The organism is Bradyrhizobium sp. USDA 4452 (genome assembly GCF_054063575.1).
The window spans coordinates 1,148,626-1,165,098 of the sequence record NZ_JBSSGK010000001.1; the positions used below are offsets into that span (position 1 = coordinate 1,148,626).

Annotated in this window: 13 protein-coding genes and 1 pseudogene; 3 read left to right on the top strand and 11 right to left on the bottom strand. The window is 64.7% G+C overall.

Features of this window, described 5'->3' with window-relative positions; translation table 11 throughout:
- Nucleotides 1-461 precede the first annotated feature (461 nt).
- Nucleotides 462-1,136 (bottom strand): helix-turn-helix transcriptional regulator, encoded by a 675-nt coding sequence (locus tag ACVISU_RS05725; protein WP_050400123.1) that lies wholly within the window; start codon nucleotides 1,134-1,136, stop codon nucleotides 462-464.
- Between the two features lie 232 nt (nucleotides 1,137-1,368).
- Between ACVISU_RS05725 and ACVISU_RS05730 the strand changes: the two genes are divergently transcribed.
- Nucleotides 1,369-2,571: a serine hydrolase domain-containing protein gene (locus tag ACVISU_RS05730; RefSeq protein ID WP_456706288.1), complete on the top strand. Its 1,203-nt coding sequence runs from the start codon at nucleotides 1,369-1,371 to the stop codon at nucleotides 2,569-2,571.
- A gap of 32 nt (nucleotides 2,572-2,603) precedes the next feature.
- On the opposite strand, the gene ACVISU_RS05735 is transcribed toward ACVISU_RS05730, so the two are convergent.
- From ACVISU_RS05735 to ACVISU_RS05775, 9 genes and pseudogenes are all read right to left on the bottom strand, one after another.
- The gene (locus ACVISU_RS05735; RefSeq protein WP_456706289.1) at nucleotides 2,604-4,007 is read right to left on the bottom strand and encodes an amidase; all 1,404 of its coding nucleotides are present in this window, start codon (nucleotides 4,005-4,007) and stop codon (nucleotides 2,604-2,606) included.
- 16 nt (nucleotides 4,008-4,023) lie between these two features.
- A complete protein-coding gene (locus ACVISU_RS05740; protein WP_456706290.1) occupies nucleotides 4,024-4,785 on the bottom strand; it encodes an SDR family NAD(P)-dependent oxidoreductase in 762 nt (253 codons plus the stop codon).
- Between the two features lie 63 nt (nucleotides 4,786-4,848).
- A complete protein-coding gene (locus ACVISU_RS05745) occupies nucleotides 4,849-5,559 on the bottom strand; it encodes an ABC transporter ATP-binding protein (RefSeq protein WP_083991936.1) in 711 nt (236 codons plus the stop codon).
- The gene (locus ACVISU_RS05750) at nucleotides 5,549-6,268 is read right to left on the bottom strand and encodes an ATP-binding cassette domain-containing protein (RefSeq protein WP_456706291.1); all 720 of its coding nucleotides are present in this window, start codon (nucleotides 6,266-6,268) and stop codon (nucleotides 5,549-5,551) included. Before ACVISU_RS05750 ends, ACVISU_RS05745 begins: the two co-directional genes overlap by 11 nt.
- A 3-nt stretch (nucleotides 6,269-6,271) precedes the next feature.
- Nucleotides 6,272-7,345, bottom strand: a complete 1,074-nt coding sequence (locus ACVISU_RS05755) for a branched-chain amino acid ABC transporter permease (protein ID WP_456706292.1) — start codon at nucleotides 7,343-7,345, stop codon at nucleotides 6,272-6,274.
- Nucleotides 7,346-7,358: 13 nt separating this feature from the next.
- A pseudogene (locus tag ACVISU_RS05760) lies at nucleotides 7,359-8,226 on the bottom strand (ABC transporter permease subunit).
- A 94-nt stretch (nucleotides 8,227-8,320) separates the two neighbouring features.
- Nucleotides 8,321-9,535, bottom strand: coding sequence for an urea ABC transporter substrate-binding protein (locus tag ACVISU_RS05765; RefSeq protein ID WP_456706293.1), 1,215 nt, complete (start codon nucleotides 9,533-9,535; stop codon nucleotides 8,321-8,323).
- A gap of 55 nt (nucleotides 9,536-9,590) precedes the next feature.
- A complete protein-coding gene (locus tag ACVISU_RS05770) occupies nucleotides 9,591-10,586 on the bottom strand; it encodes an acetamidase/formamidase family protein (RefSeq protein ID WP_050400109.1) in 996 nt (331 codons plus the stop codon).
- A 17-nt stretch (nucleotides 10,587-10,603) separates the two neighbouring features.
- Entirely contained in the window at nucleotides 10,604-12,004 is a 1,401-nt protein-coding gene (locus ACVISU_RS05775; RefSeq protein ID WP_456706294.1) for an amidase, read from the bottom strand.
- Between the two features lie 420 nt (nucleotides 12,005-12,424).
- On the opposite strand from ACVISU_RS05775, the gene ACVISU_RS05780 reads away from it, so the two are divergent.
- Both ACVISU_RS05780 and ACVISU_RS05785 read left to right on the top strand, forming a co-directional pair.
- Nucleotides 12,425-13,588: a transporter substrate-binding domain-containing protein gene (locus ACVISU_RS05780; protein ID WP_456706295.1), complete on the top strand. Its 1,164-nt coding sequence runs from the start codon at nucleotides 12,425-12,427 to the stop codon at nucleotides 13,586-13,588.
- Nucleotides 13,585-14,172, top strand: coding sequence for an ANTAR domain-containing response regulator (locus ACVISU_RS05785; RefSeq protein ID WP_050400105.1), 588 nt, complete (start codon nucleotides 13,585-13,587; stop codon nucleotides 14,170-14,172). The genes ACVISU_RS05780 and ACVISU_RS05785 overlap by 4 nt, the downstream gene beginning before the upstream one ends.
- Nucleotides 14,173-14,181: 9 nt before the next feature.
- On the opposite strand, the gene ACVISU_RS05790 is transcribed toward ACVISU_RS05785, so the two are convergent.
- Entirely contained in the window at nucleotides 14,182-16,470 is a 2,289-nt protein-coding gene (locus ACVISU_RS05790) for a VWA domain-containing protein (protein WP_456706296.1), read from the bottom strand.
- Nucleotides 16,471-16,473: the final 3 nt, after the last annotated feature.

A 16,473-nucleotide genomic window follows, 5' to 3' on the forward strand; every position in this document is an offset into this window, starting at 1 on the left:
TCACCCGACACGAGGGGCGCTTCGCGGTCGTCACGAACGCGGGTCGAGATGCGGTGGACGCGGATTGCGCGACTGACGAGTGCGCATGAAGCGGACGGTGAAGTCGTGTGGTCCTGACGCCCTAACGGCAGGTGTCTCTTCCGATTGCGCAGGTCGCGCGTTGCGAAGACGGTGACAAGCAAGCCCAGTCTCGCCGGGGAGAGCACGAAGTAAGCCGTAGCCCATCGCGCAGGGAAAGCCGGGTTGTTCCGGTTACACCTGTGGTCCTACCCCCGAGCTTTCTACCCTTTTGCTCGGGGCCCATGGGTGCGATCGGCACCCGGCTTTCCCTGCGCCCTCTGTTCAAAAGAGGGCGGAACAAGATGCAAAGCTCGGGCAATTCATGTCGCGAGAATGCGGAGGCATGGCTCACCGGCGCCGCCGAGTATCGGCCTTCGCCGGAACGACGGTGGGGGCCGCCCCTAATGCGGCCGCGACATCAATGCCACGACGGCGGAGCGGGTCTCGACGCCGAGCTTCTCGAAGATGTGGATCAGATGCGTCTTCACCGTCGCGAGACCGATATTCAGGCACTCGCCGATCTCGCGGTTGGTGCGGCCGCAGCACAGCAGCTCGACCACTTCCATCTCGCGCGAGGTCAGTCCGTAGCGCGCCGGCTCGTCCGCGTTCGACGACAGGCGGCTGGTCAGGTTGAATTCGAGGTAGTCATGGATCTTTTCGGCAATGTGCATGCTGCCGTCGGGAATCGCGCAGCCCGGCGCCCAGAGCACGCTCATTCCGGCCACGATCCGGTCGTTGCGGCGGAAGAAGAACTCGATCATGTCGGCGACGCCGCACTGGCCGGCGAAGGCACGGTAGGTCGCCGCCTCCTGGGATGCGCATTGGCTGAGCGCGATGCTCAGCCGGGCAATTGGCCGATTGCTCGCGGAGCGCGGATGCAACGGATCGAGCCGGTTCATCCCGGCGAGGTACTGGTCGTGGAAGCTTGGCGGAACGTTGCTCGAGAGCACGAAGCGGTTGAGGGTCAAATTGCCGTCGACCTCGTAGAACGCGGTCGCGGATCCCTCGAGAATTCCTCGCGCGAACTGAATGGCTTGCGTGGTTGCCGGATCCGGTCGGCCCAGAAGCGCGATCATGACCTACCTCCCGATGTTTCCCGATGGCGAACGTCTGCGCGTCGCATAGCCCGGCACGCTGGGACAGACGCGGGACATAGTCAAGCAAATTGCGGGCCAAGCCGACGAAAGGCGCGTCCGGGATGCGGTTACGCCGGAGTAACCCGATGGCCCCCTCCACCATCCGGTTGATTGCGAGCGACGCGGCGCATGCGGAACTTGCAGGTCTCCCAATCTCATTGCTGGATCAAGAATGAATTCGCGTCGCATCATGGCCGCCTTCCCGTCAGCAGTCGACGAACAAGTCACGCTCGCCAACTGGCGTCAGCATCCGTTCAGCGAGTGGGGATTTCGCAACGTCCGGGAGCTGCTGCCCACCGCGAACATCGCACGCGCGCAGACGCCGACGCCGCTGTCCTTTGCACCGCGCTATCTCGACGACGTCAGCTTCGCCAACCCGCGCGGCGAGACGGTGGGCGTCGGCGAGGCGCTGCGCGCCAGCCACACCGACGGCATCGTCGTGTCGCATCGCGGACAGGTCGTCTTCGAATGGTATGCTCACGGCTTGACGCCGGACACCCCGCATCTGATCTTCTCGGTCAGCAAGTCGGTCGCCGGAACGCTCGGCGGCATCCTGGCCGATCACGGCAAGCTCGATCCCGACGCGCCGGTGACGCGCTACATCCCGGAGATGGAGGGATCGGTCTATGGCGGCAGCTGCACGGTGCGGCATCTGCTCGACATGAGCGTCGGCATCCGCTTCGACGAGGACTACATGGCGCGCGACGGCGACGTCATGAACTACCGGCGTTCGACTGGCTGGGAGCTGCCGGATCCGACCGTTCCGCCGAGCAATCTGCGCGACTATCTGCGCACGCTGCGGCCCAACGGCGCGCCGCATGGCCAGACCTTCCACTACGTCTCGACCAACACCGACGTGCTCGGCTGGGTCTATGAGCGCGCCTGCGGCATGTCCTATGCGAAGATCCTCTCGCAGCATCTATGGCAACCGATGGGCGCCGAGCATGACGCCTACATCACCGTCGACTCGCGCGGCGCAGCCCGCGTCGCCGGCGGCATCTGTGCGACACTGCGCGATCTCGCCCGCTTCGGCGAGATGATGCGCAATCACGGCATCAGCAACGGACGGCAGGTGGTGCCGGCCTGGTGGGTCGACGACATCAGGCAGAACGGCAATGCCGAGGCTTGGTCGCGCGGCGATCTGACCAAGGTGTTTCCAAACGGCAATTACCGCAACAAATGGTACACGCTCGACCGCCGCGAAACGCCGTTTGCGGCTGTCGGCATCCATGGCCAATGGATCTATGTCGATCCGACCCACGAGACCGTGATCGCGCGCGTCTCCTCGCAGCCGCTGCCGATGGATATCGATCTCGATCACATGTGGATGCGCGGCTATCGCGCGATCGCGGCCAGACTGGCCGGTAAGGCCTGACGGCTTGCGACGGGGGGGTCAACGACGACGCGCTATTCGATCGGCGGCCGCCGCGTGTGCCAGTCCGTCACCGATTGGAATGCGGCGCCGGCGCGGACCAGCACGTCCTCGGAAAGATGCGGGCCGACCAGCTGCATGCTGAGCGGCATCTGGTCCGACGCCATGCCCATCGGCAGCGTGATGGTCGGGCTGCCCGAGAAGTCGAACACCGCCGTGAAGCGCAGAATGTTCAGGAGGACGTTGGGGTCGGCGCCGTATTCGCTCATCTTGGTCAGCGTCGGGATCGGCACCGGCATCGTCGGGATCAGCAAGAGATCGAGATCTTCGAACATCGCAGCGAGGCCGCCTGCGAACTTCAGGCGCTCGTGATGGATCGCCGCAATGTCGACGCCGCTCGTCGCCCTGCCCTGCTCGATCAGCTGCGCGAGGTCCGGCCCGTATTCCGACTTCCGCGACGGGTAGGTGTCCAGATGCGCCTCCGCGGTTTCCACCGAGCACATCGCAATCCACTGGCTGACCAGCTTCTGATAGGGCGGGAAATGCACCTCGCGGATGTCGGCGCCGAGATCGGCCAGCGTGCGCTCGGCCTGCACCAGCGCGGAGACGACCTGCCGATCGATGCCCTCCTGGGTGTACCTGCGATCGACGCCGATCCGGAGGCCCCTGATGCCACCGCCTGCCCCGGCCAGATAGTTCGGCACCGGCGCCCGCAAGGCGGTCGGATCGTTGACGTCCGCGCCCGCGATGACGCCGAGCATTGCTCCGGCGTCATCAGCGCTGCGGCACATCGGTCCGACGTGATCGAGCGAATCCGCCAGCGGGAAGATGCCGTGCCGGCTGACCCGGCCCCAGGTCGGCTTGATCCCGGTCAAGCCGCAGGTTGCCGACGGAAACCTGATCGAGCCGCCGGTGTCGCTGCCGATCGAGCCGTAGCAGAGGCCCGCCGACGTCGCGACGCCCGATCCGCTCGACGACGAGCCGACCCAATAATCCACATTCCACGGATTGAGCGGAGCCTGAACAGCCGGATGATGACTGGTATAGGCGCCCTCCGTCATCTTGAGCTTGCCGAGCGTCACCGCGCCGGCGACTTCGAGCCGGTCGACGATCGTGGCGTTGAACGACGGCACGAACCTGGCGTGGATGGTCGTGCCGCCCGCGGTCGGCGCAAACGTCGTGTAGCAGAGGTCCTTCAGCCCGATCGGAACGCCGTGCAGCGGGCCCCTCCAGATCCCCTTGGCGATCTCCGCATCGCGCTGCTTCGCCTGCGCCATAGCCCGCTCCGCAAGGACGAGCGCATAGCCGTGAAACTGCCCATCGAGCTTCGCGATCCGGCCGAGGATCGCTTCCGTGATCTCCGATGCCTTCGCCTCGCCGTGGCGAATGAGATCGGAGATCTCGGTGATCGACTTGTAGTGCAACGGATCCGCTGACATGTCGTTCTGGCCCCACCTAGAACTGGACGCCGCGCGTCAAGGCACCGTCCACGACGAGGTTGGTGCCCGTAATGAAGCTCGCCGCCCTGCTCGCAAGGAACACCGCGGCGTTCGCCATCTCCTGTGGCGTGCCCATGCGCCCGGTCGGGTTGAGCGCCAGCGCGGACTTGTACAGTTCGGGATTGCTGTCCTTGATCATGTTCCAGACGCCGCCCTCGAAATAGGTGTTGCCCGGCGACACCGAATTGGCCCGAATGCCCTTGGCCGCGAGTTGGTAGGCGAGCCCTTGCGTATAGTGGATGATCGCGGCCTTGAACGTGCCGTAGGGACCGCTGGCAAAATCGACCTCGCGTCCCGAGACGCTGGAGATGGTGACGATCGCCGCCGCCGTGCTCTTCTCGAGATACGGCATCGCGGCATTTACGAGCCGCACCGTGCCCATCATGTCGGTAGAGAATTCCTTCTCCCAGCTCTCCTCGTCCTGCCCGATCGAGAGCGCGCTGACATTGGCGACCACGACATCGATGCCGCCGAGCTTCGCCGCCATGTCGGCGACCCAGGCCTTCAGCGCCGGTCCGTTGGAGACGTCGACCGCACCGCCGAACGCCGCCACGCCCTTGGCCTTGATCGCGGTGACCGCGGCGTCGACGTCCGCCTGATTGCGCGCGCAGATGCCGACATTGGCACCTTCAGCCGCAAATGTATCGGCAATCGCCCGGCCGATCCCCTTGGTGCTGCCGGTGACGAGAACCTTTGCTCCCTTGAGTCCCAGATCCATATCCATTCCCTCCGTTGTTATCGATTATGGAACGCACACTTCCTTGCCGCATGGCGCGGCCGGTCAAAGCAACAGCTGCGCGCGAACATTGTCCGCGTTGACGTCCTCACCGGCCAGCGATCGCGTGATCTTGCCCTTCTCCATGATGTAGCAGCGCTGGGCGATCGCCAGGATGGTGTCGAGGTTCTGCTCGACGAAGATGATCGTGGTTCCGAGCTCGGTGCGGAACGATTGCAGCGCCTCGCAGATGTGCTGCACGATCGAGGGCTGGATGCCTTCGGACGGCTCGTCGAGGATCATCAGGGACGGATTTCCGATCAGCGCCCGGCCGATCGCAAGCTGCTGCTGCTCGCCGCCCGACATGGTGCCCGCGATCTGCCGCCGGCGCTCCTTCAAGCGCGGAAAATACGTGTAGACGAGCTCCGGCAGCTTCTTGCCGTCGCGTCCGCCGATCAGCTCGCCGACCTGCAAATTCTCCTCGACGCTCATCTGCGGAAACACGTCGCGGCCCTGCGGAATGTAGCCGAAGCCGGCGCGCGCCCGCGCATCAGCCTCGAGCTGCGTCACATCCCGATCCATGAAAGTGATGGTGCCGCGCCAGCTCTGCAGCAGCCCGATCAGGCACCGCATCAGGGTCGACTTGCCGACGCCGTTGCGGCCGATCACACCGACGATCTCGCCGCGCGCAACCTGCATGCTGACGCCCTGCAGGATCGGCGTCGCGCCGTAGCCCGCCCAAAGTCCCGACACGTCCAGGATGCGATCAGTGGGCATGGGTCTTACCCAGATAGATTTCCGCTACCTTCTCGTCTTCCAGAATGGACTCGAGGCTGCCGCGAGCGAAGATCTTGCCAAGATGCAGAACGGTGACGCGCTGTGCGACCTGACGCACGAATGCCATGTCGTGCTCGACGACAAGAACCGTCATGCCCTCGGCATTGAACGACTTGATCAGTTCGCCGGTCTTGTAGGTCTCCTCCGGCGACATGCCGGCGGTCGGCTCGTCCAGCAGCAGCAATTGCGGCTGCAACGCCAGCGCCATCCCGATCTCCAGCCATTGCTGCTGGCCATGCGACAGCGCGCCGGCGAGCTTGCCGGAGTTCTCCGCCAGATTGAACAGCGCCAGCAGTCGATCCTCCTCGGCGCTGCGTTCGGCACCGGAAAGCCGCTCCTGCAGCGCGATCTGGATGTTCTGCCGCACCGGCAGTTCCTTGAACACGCTCGGCGCCTGCATCTTGATGCTCATGCCACGCTGCACCCGCGCGTAAGGACGCTCCGGGGTGATATCGACGGAGTCGAAGAAGATGCTGCCGGTCGTCGGTGGATAGAGGCCGACGATCAGTTTGAACAGCGTGCTCTTCCCCGCCCCGTTGGGCCCGATCAGGCAATGGACCTCACCGGCATTGACCGTCAGGTCGACGTCGGAGACGGCGGTCAATCCGCCGAAACGCTTGGATACACCTTTCACGTCAACGAGGGCCATGGATCAGGTCTCATCCGATTGCAAGCGGCCGGCATCTGCCAGCGCGGGGGCCTCGTCGCGCCGCCGGCGCCTCGTCCACAAGTCGACCACGAGCTTGCCGATACCGAGCACAAAGCCCTGCGGCGCCAGCATCACGGTGGCAAGCAGCAGCACGCCCATCAGCACCAGCGCGGCCTGCTGGCTGTAGACGGTGATGGTCTGGAAGCCGAACAGCAGCAGGAACGACCCGACCAGCGTCGCGGTCAGATCGTTGCGTCCGGAGAACGCGACCCAGACGATCGGCATCGCCGCCGCGGGGAGCCCGATGCTGGACGGCGTGATGAACTGCCCCCAGGACGTGTACAGCGCGCCGCTGAGGCCCGCGAGGCCGCTACCGATCACGAATGTCAGGAGCTGATACTTGCGGACGTCGTAGCCGAGCATCTCGGCGCGCTGCGGATTCTCCCGCGTCGCCACGATCACGTTGCCAATGCTCGAGTTCACCAGCATGCGCAGCGCGACGTAGACAATCACGATCAGCGCGATCATGAGATAATAGAGCGCAGACCCCTCGATGTCGAAGCTCCCGACGGTGAGCGGGTCCATGCCCTTCATGCCGTTGAAGCCGTTAAGCCGCGCCGGACCGATATGCCATTCCGGACCTGCCGTCTGCCCGAGGAAGAAGGCAAGCACCAGCGTCGCCGACAGCGTCACGATGCCGAAGAAAATGCCGCTGATGCCGCCCCAGATCATGAAATAACCGAGAATCCCCGCCGCGATCATCGCAATGACGACCGAGAGCATGAGCGCGGCGATCGTCGCCGTGCCGCCGCCCATATTGATGGCGAGCACGCCGTAACCATAACCGGAGATGCCGAAGAAGAAGGTCTGGCCGAACGACAGCATGCCGCCGTAGCCCCACATCAAACAGAGCCCGAGCGCCATGAAGATCCAGATCAGGAAGTAGGCAAAGTTGCCGACATCGTACGAATCGGCGAACACCGGATAGATCAAGGCCCCGGCCAGCACGGCAAGGAAGCAGGACCAGAAGATCTTTCCGCGTCCGAGCGTCTGCGGACCGTCGAGCAGCTTCAACATCGGAAATTCCCGTCTAGCGCCCACGACGAACCAATACGCTGGATAGCCCTTCGGGCAGCACCCGTATGATCAGGATGACGGCAAACAGCATGCCGATCTGCCCGATGATCTGGCCATAACTCGCATTCAGCGCCATCCGGATCATGGCCAGGAATACTGCGGCCGGCGCGGTCCCGAGCAAGACGTTCGCGCCGCCGATCACCACGGTGACGAAGCTTTCGACCACGAAGGTCGCGCCCATGGTCGGGATCAGCGTCATGGTCGGCGCATAGAGCGCACCGCAGAGTCCCGCGAGCGCCGTGCCGATCCCGAAGCTGATGGAATAGATCCGCCCGGTGCGCGCACCGAGCGCCTTCGCCATCGCCGCATTCTGCATCGTGGCGCGCGCGATCACGCCAAAGCGCGTCTTCATGAAGATGATGTAGAGCCCGGCCAGCACCGCGACTGCGCAGCCGAACAGCACAAGCCGATAGGTCGAGAACGTGTAGCCCCCGATCGCAAAACTCCCTTCGGGCGTGCCGATGGCCGCGCACCGCAGAGCCGACGATCAGCAGCATCGACTGCGTCACGATCAGGCTGAGGCCCCAGGTCGCCAGCAGCGAGTCGAGCGGGCGCTTATAGAAGCGGCGCACGATCAGGTACTCGACGATCATGCCGATGATCCCCGCGGTCAGCGCAGCCAGGAGCTGGGCGATCGGGAGCGGCACGCCGAGATTCACGAGCCCGACCGTCACATAGGCGCCGCACATGATAAACTCGCCATGCGCCATGTTGATGACGCCCATCATGCCGAATACGATGGCAAGGCCCGCCGCCGACAGGATCAGGAACGCAAAGACGTCGGCGAACTGATAGAATACCGAGAAGAGTTCAGCCGACATTCCACTCTCCGTGATCACGGCGCCGCATCGTTGCGGCGCCGGTTCGCCTCAAACCCGAGATGCAAAACACGAGCAAGATTCGTGCCCGCCTGCATCACGATTTGCTGGGAAGATGACTCGGCGTGTACTGGTCCTTGTCGTTCTTCTTGGTGAGATCGCAGCCGATCTCGCCCAGCCAATACGGCTGGATTGTCCCGTAGTCCTTCTCGACGGTTACCTCATGCTTGGGTCCGACAGAGATGAGGCGCATGCGGTGCGACGTGTGCTGGCTCTTCGGATCGATGCAGACCTTGCCCTCGGGGGCGTCGATGCAGGCATCGCCGGTCGCGATCACCTTGCGCATGTCCTCGAGCTTGGTCGATTTGGCCTTCTCGACCAGCTCCTTGTACATGTAGAGCGCGTTGTAGGCGTTGTAGCCCATGTCGTTGATATAGAGTTCGTCGGGGAACTTGGCGTGCCAGCGCTTTTTGAAGTCGTTGGCTTCGGGCGTGTCGATCTCCTCGAACCAGTTGGCGGTCGCATGCATGTTGTTGAGCGCCGGCGGCTTGAACCGCTTGTGCTCGAAGCCGAGCATGACCTTGATCGAGGACCCCATCGGCAGGTTGAGATTGGCGGCGGCCGCCTGCTCGAAGAACGAGTCCTGCGCCGCGCCAACATTGATGGTCAGCAGCCAATCCGGCTTCGCCTTCTGGATGTTCTGGATCGTCTGCGCGAATTGCGAGACGCCGAGCGGGATGAACTCCTCGCCCACGACCTCGCCGCCGAGATCCTTCATGATCTTGCGGTTCCACTCCGCCGAGATCTGGCCGAAATTGTAGTCGGCGGCGATCACGTAAACCTTCTTGCCGAACTTCTGGACCATCCAGGGGATCAGCGTCGAAAACTGCTGCTCCGGCACCGCGCCCATGCTGACCATCGAGGCATCGCAGACGCCGCCTTCATACTGGTTGGTGTAGAAGTATGGCGTGGTGGTGCGATCGACGATCGGACGCAACGCCTCGCGCGACGCCGAGGTGATACCGCCGATCAGCACGTCGACCTTGTCACGGTTGAGCAGCCGGCGGCCGAACTCCTGATAGCGGGCATTGTCACCCTGGGGATCAAGGTGAATCAGCTCGATCTGGCGGCCGAGAATGCCGCCGCTCTTGTTGATCTCCTCGACCGCGAGCTGCGAGCCGTGCAGCTTCGGCATGCCCATGAACGCGAGATCGCCGGAGACGTCCTCCAGCAAGCCGACCTTGAGCGGCGGGTCGGCCGCCTGAGCGCTACCTATTGCAGTCGTCCCGAGCACGGCACCAAGCAAAGCCATTCCCAATATACGCCCCGAATTCATCGCGATGTTCCTTGTTGAAAGATGTTGGACGTCACGCCTTGAGGTAATTCTTCAGGATCGACGCCCCCATCGTGTATTTGGGGTCGACCATGTTGCCGAGCCGCATGCGGCCGGCCTGGCTGAGCAGCATGTAGGCGTCGATCTCGTCGAAGCCGTAATCGGCGCTCATCCAGCGCACGAGCTCGCGATAGGCGATCCGCGCCGCGTCCTCGAGCGGCCGCGCGCTGCCGATCGTCATGATGAAGTCGCGCGTCTCGAGCCGCGGCCAGGCGAAGCTCCAGTTCTTGATCAGATCGATCTGCAAGGTCACGGTGGCGCGCTGCTCGAGCGCGACGCCCGAGAGCTCGCCGTCGCCCTGCGTGGCGTGACAGTCGCCGACATAGAGCAGCCCGCCTTCGGTATGCACCGGAAAATAGATGATCGCCCCCGGCGCAACGTCGGGCAGGTCCATGTTGCCACCGTGATAGTCGGGTTGCAGCGAGGAGATCGCCTCGATCTCGGGCGACACGCCGATGGTGCCGATGAACGGCTCATAGGGCAGCGTGATCTTGTCGTTCCAGCGCACGCCGTTGCGGTCGACATGCAGTTTCTTGACGCGCTCCGGCAGCGGCGGATTGAGCAGCGCCGTCGATGCAGTCCCGACCAGGCCGCCGAACTCCGGAATGATGCAGGTCGTGCCGGCCGGCTGCGCGCCGCGGGTCTCGACGTCGCGGATATAGACCGCAAGGCAATCGCCCTTCCTGGCACCCTTGACCGCGATCGGCCCGCATTGCGGGTTCAGGTAGGGGAAGTTCAGCTTCGCCGTGGGGCTGTCGCTTTCGCTGGTGAGCACGCCGCCGAAGGCATCCTCGGTCTCGACGACGACCACCCCGCCCGGATCGATCGACAGCGTCGGCTTGGCATAGGGTCCATAGACGTAATGGAAGCCGCCCTGCTGCTCGATCGTCAAACTATGGGTCGTGCCGGTCGCGCCTTTGGCGACGGCCCGTCTGGCCATGATGGAACTCTTCAACCAGTCTTCTGTCATGCGAACGGCTCCTCAACTCAGATCGCGGGATGGCGCTTGTGCCAGTCGGTGACGCGCTGGAAGGCATCGCCCGCACGGACGAGACTTGCCTCGTCGAAGTGACGGCCAACGAACTGGAAGGCGACCGGACCGCCGTTCGGCGCAAAACCGCCGGGAAGCGTCACGGTTGGGCTGCCGGTCATGTCGAACGGACAGGTGAAGCGCAGCAGCCCGGTGATCAGCGACGGGTCCTCACCGAGCGCCGCCATCTTGGCCAAGGTCGGCGCGGCGAACGCCTGAGCTGGCACCGCGATCAGATCGACCGTCTCGAACAGCAGCCGCACCGCGCCGCGAAACGCTTCACGCCGCAGCACGATCTTCTGATAGTCCATGCCGGACTGTGCCCGGCCGAGATCGAGCAGGCCGGCGAGCGCCGGACCATATTCGTCCTTGCGCGCTGGATAGGTTTCTTCGTGCGCAACGGCCACCTCGATGCCGCACAGCGGGAACCAGTCCTCGATAACCGCCTTCGGATCGGGGAACGCGACGTCCTTGATCTTGGCGCCGAGATCGGCGGCAACCCGCAGACCTTCGCTGAGCACCTTGCCAGCAGCCTCGTCGGTGCCCTCGCTGGTCCAGCGCCGGTCGACCCCGATCGTCACGCCGCGCAAGTCGCCGGACAGACCACCGAGATAGTCCGGCACGGCGAGCGGCACCGACGTGGTGTCCTTGGGATCCTGGCCCGCGATCACGCCGAGGATCGCACCGCAATCGGCCGCGCTGCGCGCCATCGGCCCGATGTGATCCAGTGTTGCGGCGAGTTCGAACGCGCCATAACGGCTGACACGTCCCCAGGTCGGCTTCAGCCCGGTGATGCCGTTGGCCGCCGAGGGAAACCGGATCGAGCCGCCGGTATCGGTTCCAAGTGATCCGAAGCAAAGCCCCGCCGCGGTGGCGACGCCGGAGCCGCTCGACGATGCGCCGGACCACAGATCGGCATTCCATGGATTTTTCGGGGGATCGATCTTCGGGTGATGATCGGCATAGGCCCCCTCGGTCTGTTGCAGCTTGCCGAGAATAACTGCGCCGGCATCCTTCAGCCGCGCGACCACCGTGGCATCCTCGCTCGGACGGAAGTCGCGATGAATGGTCATGCCGTGCGCGGCCGGCGCGCCCTTGGCCCAGCACAGATCCTTGACGGCGATCGGCACGCCGTGCAGCCGCCCCTTGATCTTGCCGGATGCGATCTCCTTCTCGGCTGCCGCCGCTGCCGTGAGCGCAGCATCGCCCATCACATAAGCGTAGCTCTTGAGCTTGCCGTCGAGCTGCTCGATCCGTCCGAGCATCGCCCTGGTCACCTCGACCGGCGAGAGCTTCCCGGCCTGGATTTGCTGACCGATCTCGATCAGTCCGAGATAGTGAAGTTCCGTCGTCGGCATCGTTTCTCTTCCCCGCACTTGGCATGACGCAAGCGCAGGCACCGCCTATCACCGCACATGCGCCTCCGGCTTGGCGACACGGACGTGTCGCCAATTTGTTTGGCGGCAAAAGCAAAAAGCCACCCGCCCCTCCGAAACGAAGGTGACGAATGGCTCAAATGCCGCGGCTATGAACTATCGCGTGGGGCCTGGATCGAACGGAGCACTCTGCGCGGCGATCGGGACGTCATCGGCCAAATCGACGCGCGCTGGGTTCGACAGGTAGCCCTGTAGGAGAAAATTCTAAGGAGATGTGCAGCGCGTTGTCAACGAGGCTGGCTGCACAAATTTCGCAAGGTGCATGCGCAGCAAATCAGCATGACCTCTTGCACCGACCTCTGCGAAGATGATTTCCTTCGCGCGTTGCGCTGAAAGTCGTCGATGACAAAACCGTCCATTCCCGTTGGCATCATCTGCTCGCAGCACGGCCCCTATCAGGCGATGGGCCGCGAGCTGCTGAAGAGCTCGATGATGGCGGTCGACGAGATCAACAGCCAGGACGGGTTCGACTTCTCGCTATCGGCGCATGTCCGCGATCCCCGTGGAGTGGTTTCCGAGTATCACACCGCCTGCGACGACCTCATTCGCAATGTCGGCGTCGAGCATATTGTCGGCTGCTACACCTCGGCGTCGCGCAAACAGGTGCTGCCGATCGTCGAGCGCACCGATCGTCTGCTCTGGCATCCCGCCCGCTACGAAGGGTTCGAATGCTCCGACAACGTCATTTATGTCGGCGCCTCGCCCAATCACAATGTGCTGCCGCTGGTGCGTTACGTGCTGGACAATCTGTCGCGCGAGATTTTCTGTGTCGGCTCCAACTATGTCTGGTCCTGGGAGACCAATCGCGTCACCCGCGAGCTGGCGACGGCGGCGGGGGGCCGCATTCTTGCCGAACGGCTGCTTGAACTCGGCGAGAGCGCCGTCGGTCACATCGTCGACGAGATCGTGCGCCGCCGGCCGCCGGTGGTCTTCAATACGCTGGTCGGCAGTTCGAGCTACGAGTTCATTCGTGCCTTTCATGCCGCGACCATGGCTGCGGGCCTCAAGATTCCGATGGTCAGCTGCAGCCTGTGCGAGCCGGAGCTCAAGATCGTTGGGCCAGCATCGGCCGGATGCATCACCTCATCCGCATATTTCGAGAGCATCCGCCTGCCCGAGAACCAGGCCTTCGTCGCGCGCTGGAAGGCGCGTCACGGCGACCACAGCAGCCCGTCGGTGGACGGACAATCCGCTTATGTCGCGGTCTATCTTTTGGCCCGCGCGCTCCAGCGCGCCGGCACGTCCGATATCGGCGAGGTGCGGCGCGCCGCGGCCGGCTATCGCTACAATTCGCCGCAAGGTCCGGTCTGGATCGACGGCAGCAACAACCACTGCGTCCTGACGCCGCGGCTCGCCGTCTCCAACGCCGAAGGACAGTTTGACATCTTCTGGGAAGCTGAAGCTCCGGTTAAACCGGATCCCTACCTGACGCAGCTCGACATCGCCGCCGGCCCTGCAAGGGATGGAACGTTGCCGAATGCGCCGCATTTGCGGGTCGTGAAATGAGCAAACCATCGTCATTTTCGCTACGCGGACGCAGGGCGCTCGTCGCCATCAAGGACGAGCGTGACGCCACCATCGTCAAGCGCCAGTTCGAGCGTCTCGGGATCGACATCGTCACATGGGAGCCCGGCGCCAAGATCGACTGCCGGCCGGATGTGACGCTGATCGACGACGAGTTCCTGCCGCTGACCTCCCCTCCGCAGCGCGCATCGCTTGGACGAAGCCCGGTGATCGCCCTGCTCGGCACCGAGACGCCGAGCCGCCTGAAGCTGGTGCTCGAGCTCGATCCGGCCTCATTCCTGGTCAAGCCGCTGCGCTCGGCCGGCATCTATGCCGCGCTCGTCCTCGCCTTCGAGCGAAGCGAGCGCACCAGCGAGCTGAAGCAGCAGGTGCTCAAGCTCGAACAGCGTCTGCGGTCGCGCCGCGTCGTGCTCGCCGCCGTCCTTCAGATCATGCACACCCACGCGCTGGCCGAGCCGGCCGCCTTCGCGCTGATCCGGCGCGCCGCCATGGAGCAGCGCAAGACCATTGAGGAGCTCTCGGCCGAGATCACGGCGAACGGCGCGCTGCCCCGCGCAACCGGCTAGCGCCGGCGGCTATTTCTTCAGTTCCGCATAAAGCTGCATCACCCGTTGCGGCAATACCTCGATGCGCGGCACCCGGAGCGCATGGCGCTCGCCGAAAATGCGATCGAGCTGCGGAAATCTGTCCTCGCCGATGCCGAAGGCAAAAATATCGGTGCCGCGCCGGCGCAGCTGCTGAGCGGCACGCCGCGCGTCCTCGACCAGATAATGCGGGTCGGGCACGTCGACGTCGGACGGCTCGCCGTCGGTCAGGACCAGCAACACCCTGCGGAACGCACGTCGCCCCGCGAGGTAGCCCCCGGCGTGGCGCAACGCGGCACCGAGCCGGGTGGAATGGCTGCTGCCAAGGCCCGCGAGACGTGAACGCACGACGGCGTCCATCGGCTCCTCGAAGCCCTTGATGCGGAGATAGCGCACACGCTCGCGGCCGTCGGAGCTGAAACCGTGCACCGCGATCGCGTCATTGGCGGCCTCAACCGCCGTTGCCATGATCGCGGCCGCCTTGCGCTCGACGTCGAGAACCGTCCGGCCGCGACGATCGCGGTCCGCGGTCGATTGCGACAGGTCGAGCAGCAGCAGGACGGCAAGATCACGCGGCCCCGGCGCATCGCGCTGGTAGACCCTGGGCTCGCTGATACTGCCGGCACGTCGCTCGATCGTCAGCGCGATCGCCGCGTCGATGTCGAGCGCGTCGCCGTCGCGCTGGCCCTTGTGTCTGATGCGGCGACCGACCGAGGCGTCGCGGGTCAGCTCGGTGATCCAGCGCATCGCCTCGGCATCCGTCGAAGGGTCGAACGGCTGCGGGGAGACGGCGGCATCAGCCTCCAGGATCGTGGTCCAGTCCGCCCGCTCGGTGCGCGTGACATAGTCCCATTCCGGGTAGGTCGCGACCGGAAATCCGTCCAGCAGGGTCACCGTTGCGGCCTTCGCGCGCAGCGTCTCGTCGTGCTTCGCGTTGTCGTCGGTGGGCTGGCCATCGGCGTCGTCGCGCCGCTCCATTCGCACCGAATCGACCGCAAGCTCGATCGTCTCGGTCGGGCTGTCCGGCTGATCGCCAAAATCCCACAGCGCCAGATTGTCGTCGCGATAGGCCGGTTCGACGACGTAGCTCCTGGCATTGAACTGCAGCCGCATCTGCCCGATGTCGTTGCCGAGCAGCCCGCCGATCTCGCGGCTGATGGTCGGATCAATCCAGCGGGCGGCGGCATCGGCAAACAGCGTGCGGCCCTTGGTCACCCACGCATCCGGATCCTGATAGTCCGAATCGATCAGCGCCCGCGCCAACCGCGTCATCAATCCGGCGGCAGTTGCCTGGCTCGTTGGCGTCGCACTGTGAAACGGCAACCACAGCCGGTGCAGCCCGGGCATCTCGCGCAGCGCCAGCGTCTCGACCCTTGCATCCTCGATCAGCGCGACCAGCGCGATCTGCAGCGCCTTCAGCCGTCCCACGGGAAAGCGGACCGTGGAATGCACCAGATGCGCGCCGGCATGCGCGACCGCGGCGAGATAGAGGGTGTCAGCCTCCTCGCCCGCGTAACCAGGGAAAGTCTCCGGGAGCCCGATCAGGCCGGCAGCGAGCGTGGCGCGCCGCGGCACCGGCGTCGGCGCTATGGCAAGCTTGCGGAAGCGCGGCTTCCTGTTCCACAGCGCGATCGTGGTTGCGGCGAGGCGCTTCTCCAGCCGTGCGAAATCATCGCCGGTCCGGCCTACCGCGAACAGCCGCACCGAGAGCGGATCGTCGAGCGCGAAATAAGAGCGCCGGCGCGATGCGCGGCCACCGCTTGCGCGCAGGCCGGCCGAAACCCAGGCGGAAAAATCGTCGGCCCCGGCATGCGCGAGCAGCGGCTCCAGCCGGCCGATCGCAAGGCCCACCGATTCCGGGCCTGCATCCGCGAGTTGGCCAAGGACAGCAAGAACGGCGGTGAGTTCTCCAGCGCCCGTAAGCCGTGGCAGCACTTTGGACAATTCGGTCAGCGCCCCATGGGCGGCGCGGCTCCCGGCGCTGCGGCCGATATCGCCAACAGCGCGGCCGATCGCGATCAGATCATCGATCGATCGCTGCGCCGGCCATTGCTCCGACAGTTTCAGAAAGCCGAGAACCACGGCCTGGCCGAGATTGGCCTCGAACAGGTCGTGCACCGACTCGTCCCAGGCCGCCAGACGACCGAACGGACTGATGCGCTGCAAGGCGGCCCGCGCTGTCTGCACCGCCGCGGCGATCTCGTCGTGGCCGCGCAACAGTGCCGCAAGCCGGCGTCCGGATCGGAAACCATCGAGCGAACTGATTTGCGCGACCGCCACCTC

What these genes read in the sequence shown, in the direction of transcription:
- ACVISU_RS05765 (WP_456706293.1), bottom strand. Translation starts at nt 9,535, where the DNA reads ATGGCTTTGCTTGGTGCCGTGCTCGGGACGACTGCAATAGGTAGCGCT.
- ACVISU_RS05780 (WP_456706295.1), top strand. Translation starts at nt 12,425, where the DNA reads ATGACAAAACCGTCCATTCCCGTTGGCATCATCTGCTCGCAGCACGGC.
- ACVISU_RS05725 (WP_050400123.1), bottom strand. Translation starts at nt 1,136, where the DNA reads ATGATCGCGCTTCTGGGCCGACCGGATCCGGCAACCACGCAAGCCATT.
- ACVISU_RS05755 (WP_456706292.1), bottom strand. Translation starts at nt 7,345, where the DNA reads ATGTTGAAGCTGCTCGACGGTCCGCAGACGCTCGGACGCGGAAAGATC.
- ACVISU_RS05770 (WP_050400109.1), bottom strand. Translation starts at nt 10,586, where the DNA reads ATGACAGAAGACTGGTTGAAGAGTTCCATCATGGCCAGACGGGCCGTC.
- ACVISU_RS05740 (WP_456706290.1), bottom strand. Translation starts at nt 4,785, where the DNA reads ATGGATCTGGGACTCAAGGGAGCAAAGGTTCTCGTCACCGGCAGCACC.
- ACVISU_RS05785 (WP_050400105.1), top strand. Translation starts at nt 13,585, where the DNA reads ATGAGCAAACCATCGTCATTTTCGCTACGCGGACGCAGGGCGCTCGTC.
- ACVISU_RS05775 (WP_456706294.1), bottom strand. Translation starts at nt 12,004, where the DNA reads ATGCCGACGACGGAACTTCACTATCTCGGACTGATCGAGATCGGTCAG.
- ACVISU_RS05735 (WP_456706289.1), bottom strand. Translation starts at nt 4,007, where the DNA reads ATGTCAGCGGATCCGTTGCACTACAAGTCGATCACCGAGATCTCCGAT.
- ACVISU_RS05745 (WP_083991936.1), bottom strand. Translation starts at nt 5,559, where the DNA reads ATGCCCACTGATCGCATCCTGGACGTGTCGGGACTTTGGGCGGGCTAC.
- ACVISU_RS05730 (WP_456706288.1), top strand. Translation starts at nt 1,369, where the DNA reads ATGAATTCGCGTCGCATCATGGCCGCCTTCCCGTCAGCAGTCGACGAA.
- ACVISU_RS05750 (WP_456706291.1), bottom strand. Translation starts at nt 6,268, where the DNA reads ATGGCCCTCGTTGACGTGAAAGGTGTATCCAAGCGTTTCGGCGGATTG.